The organism is Campylobacter sp. MIT 97-5078 (genome assembly GCF_006864455.1).
GTDB lineage: Bacteria > Campylobacterota > Campylobacteria > Campylobacterales > Campylobacteraceae > Campylobacter_D.
In genome coordinates this window covers 1-3,616 of the sequence record NZ_QHLK01000031.1, presented here as the reverse complement: position 1 = coordinate 3,616, position 3,616 = coordinate 1, and the positions used below count along the sequence as shown (strand labels likewise).

4 protein-coding genes and 1 pseudogene are annotated in these 3,616 nt (G+C 31.1%); 1 reads left to right on the top strand and 4 read right to left on the bottom strand.

Annotated elements, in window-relative coordinates; translation table 11 throughout:
• The 4 genes and pseudogenes from DMB91_RS09005 to lolA all read right to left on the bottom strand — a co-directional run.
• Positions 1-105: pseudogene (locus tag DMB91_RS09005) on the bottom strand (hypothetical protein); the annotation flags it as partial.
• A 125-nt stretch (positions 106-230) separates the two neighbouring features.
• A complete protein-coding gene (locus DMB91_RS08625; RefSeq protein ID WP_231549692.1) occupies positions 231-1,163 on the bottom strand; it encodes a DUF2339 domain-containing protein in 933 nt (310 codons plus the stop codon).
• Positions 1,164-1,186: 23 nt separating this feature from the next.
• Entirely contained in the window at positions 1,187-1,558 is a 372-nt protein-coding gene (locus tag DMB91_RS08620; RefSeq protein WP_034907051.1) for a hypothetical protein, read from the bottom strand.
• Between the two features lie 9 nt (positions 1,559-1,567).
• Positions 1,568-2,077 carry a LolA-like outer membrane lipoprotein chaperone gene (gene lolA / locus DMB91_RS08615; RefSeq protein ID WP_143116911.1) on the bottom strand — a complete coding sequence of 170 codons (510 nt, stop codon included), beginning with the start codon at positions 2,075-2,077 and terminating at the stop codon, positions 1,568-1,570.
• Between the two features lie 471 nt (positions 2,078-2,548).
• Between lolA and DMB91_RS08610 the strand changes: the two genes are divergently transcribed.
• Positions 2,549-3,616: DEAD/DEAH box helicase (locus DMB91_RS08610; protein WP_409513476.1), on the top strand; the 1,068-nt coding region annotated here is incomplete at its 3' end.

The following is a 3,616-nucleotide window of genomic DNA, read 5'->3' as shown; positions in this document are numbered from 1 at the left end:
TTTTTCTCTAATCTCATCAAGGGTAAGTTCAAAAAGATTCTCATCCATTGGTCCAATTGGGATAGTTTTGTTTTTAATGCCGTCAAGTCCAGCCATAAGTAAATTTTTATCAACAATCAAGAACTTGTCATCTTAGAACCAGACTTAGAACAAGCTATCATAAGCACGCTTGATAAGGTGCCAAATCTAAGCGAGATTTTTAAGAGTGCTAAAAGACAAGATGAGCAAACTTATATCGCAAAATACGAGCAAAGCACGCAAACTAGAATGCTAAATAAGACAAAAAAACTTGCAAAAGGCACAAGAACATCTTTTCCTTGTAGATAAAGGCTTATTATGGTGCTTAAAAATACCAAAATCGAAAAGCATAATGGTAAAAAGTTATATAAGGTGTTTTTAAGATAAGTGTAAGCAAAACAAAATACAACCAAAAGCCCAAATATAATCCATTCTACAAGGCTCATTTGCACCAAAGCAAAAAAGCTAAAAAAGCAAATAAAACTCAAACAAAGACTGAAGATAAAAAGGAGCATTTTTACGCGGTATAAAAATATGCTAAAGCAGGCTACGCAAAGTATAAATAGCAAAACAAAAGCATTTAAAAAGCCCTCATATTCGCTTAGTTTAAAAAAGATAAAATGCAAAATATAAAATACACACAAAAGCAAGGCGATAAAATTAACATATATAAAATTTTTTTTATGGCTTAAAAAGGCTTGCAAGATATAAAAAACAAACAAATATCCAAACAAAAATGCCCCATTATATACTCCATTGTTAAGCAAAACAGGTGTTGCAAAAGCTCCAATTAAACCAAAATATGCACACAAAACACCAAATTTTAAAGCATTGAAAAGTAAAATTATGCTGAACACACAAAGTAGGATAAAACAGAGTTTAAATCCAATAAAATCATACAACTTAAATGCCGCATAAACACTTAAAAACTCAATTATAAAACCAGCTGAGATGAGAATTTGTGAGTTTAGGTTAAGGTTGGTTTGGACGATCTTTATCTTTGGTATTTTAAACTTTTTAAAGTGTAAGATAAACCCAAAAACAATACACAACAGCCCAAAAAAAGATGCTAAAATAAGCCTCATTAATGGAGTGATTAGAGAATTTTCTATGGAGTATTTGATTAAAAATAAGCCAGCAAGCACTAAAAACAAACCAGAAGCTATAATTAAAAATTTTTGCGTAAAGAAATTTTCAAATTTGAAATTGAATACCGCAAATGAGGATTTTTGGATATCAAAAGAATTTGTTTTTGTGTTTTGAAGCTGAATGCTTTTTTATCAAGGTTTAAATGAGGATTTTTTACACTTTTTAAAGCAAGGTTTTGTTCTTTTTGAAGAGAGGGTTTCTCATCATTTTGTATGTTTAAAGTGTGTATTGTCTTTTCTAAGAGTTGCAATTTTTCGTTTAAGTTTGTAAATTTTAGCTTAAAAAGAAAAAGTTCATTCTCAAGTTTTTTAATTTTTATAATATTAAAAAAGCTCAGTATAGCACCAAAAACAAGTATTATGGCGACAAGCAAGCAAGCAAGTTCAAACATAAAAAACTCCTAGCGCAAGATGTCAAAATTTGCAGGAATTTTTACTTTAAATATTTCTTCGTTGATAAGCGTGTTTCTTTTTTGATTAGAAAGCTCGATAAGGACTTTATTATCAAGATCGTCTTTGTAGCTAATACTTGAAATTTCGTCATTTTTAAGCTTTATAGTATAAGTGATTTGCTCGTATTTTGCGATATAAGTTTGCTCATCTTGTCTTTTAGCACTCTTAAAAATCTCGCTTAGATTTGGCACCTTATCAAGCGTGCTTATGATAGCTTGTTCTAAGTCTGGTTCTAAGATGACAAGTTCTTGATTGTTGATAAAAATTTGCTTATTGCTGGGCTCTTTATAATCCCAAAAAGCCTTTGTTTGAGTGATGATAAAGCTTCCTTTGTAATAAATCTTTGAGTGTGCATTTTCAACGCTTTGCACAAAGTCGCTTGAGAAATTTTTATAATTTATATCAAAAGCTTGTGCATTGAAGAGAATAACAAATAAAAATAAGATATTTTTAAACATGACAGAGTTTTCCTTATTTTTCACAAAAATATCATTATAACAAAAGAGCTTAAACAAATATAATATACGCTATAAAATAATTTTTATGCGTAGAAAAATTATAAAACATATCAAAAATAAATGAAAAACACAAACATCACATTGGAAATAATGGCCTTATCAACAAAAAATAACTCGCACAAAATTTCGAGGTAAAAGAGCAGTTTTTGACTACTTGCTCTTTAAATCTCTATATTTGGGCTTTTAGCGTAGCCAGAACCCTAATGATAGCGAAAAGATTAAAGTCCTTATACCTCTACCTGAAGGGACTAAACCTAGTTTTAAGTCCTTTGTTAATAGTTTTACTCTTTTTTAATAAATATTTTCAAAAAAATATACTTCAAAAATTTGAATTTATTTTTTTATTTATAGCAAAGTTTAATTAAATAAAGACTATAATTAAACTTTGCATTTAAAATTTAAGGACGCATTATGCTTAAAATCATCAAATCACTCTTTGGCACAAAAAATGATAGAGAAGTGAAAAAATATTTTAAAAGAGTTAATGAAATCAATGCCCTAGAGCTAAAATACCAAGCTTTGAGCGATGAAGAACTCAAAAATGAATTTAATGGGCTAAGAAAAAAAGTGCAAGAAAATCACACTTCCTTAGAAAAAATACTCAGTGATGTTTTTGCCATAGTGCGTGAGGTAGGCAAAAGAACGCTAAATATGAGGCATTTTGATGTCCAGCTTATCGGTGGTATGGTGCTTCATGAGGGAAAGATAGCTGAAATGAAAACCGGCGAGGGAAAAACCTTAGTTGCAACCCTGCCAGTTGTGCTTAATGCCATGAGTGGAAAAGGCGTGCATATAGTAACAGTAAATGATTATCTAGCCAAAAGAGATGCTGAACAAATGAGTGCGATTTATAATTTTTTAGGCTTTTCAGTAGGTGTAGTGCTTTCAAGCTCAAATAGCGATGAAGATCATAAAAAAGCCTATGAATGTGATATAACTTATGGAACAAATAACGAATTTGGCTTTGATTACTTACGTGATAATATGAAATTTGCAAATAATGAAAAGGTGCAAAGGGAGCATAATTTTGTCATTGTTGATGAGGTTGATAGTATTTTAATAGATGAAGCAAGAACGCCTCTAATCATCTCAGGTCCAACAAATCGCACTCTTGATGGCTATATCAAAGCCAATGAAGTAGCTAAAAAAATGCAAAAAGGCGAGCCTTTAGAAGCTAACGCTCTAGCAAAGGGCGAAAAACAAAAAGGTGACTTTGTGGTTGATGAAAAAAACCGCTCTATACTCATTACTGAAACTGGAATTTCAAAGGCTGAGGAGCTTTTTGGGGTAGAAAATTTATACAGCCTTGATAATGCTATCTTAGCACACCAACTTGATCAAGCCTTAAAAGCTCACAATCTTTTTGAAAAAGATGTGCATTATGTGGTGCGTAATAAAGAAGTTATCATCGTTGATGAATTTACAGGTCGTTTAAGTGAAGGCAGACGATTTAGTGATGGGCTTCACCAGGCTTTGGAA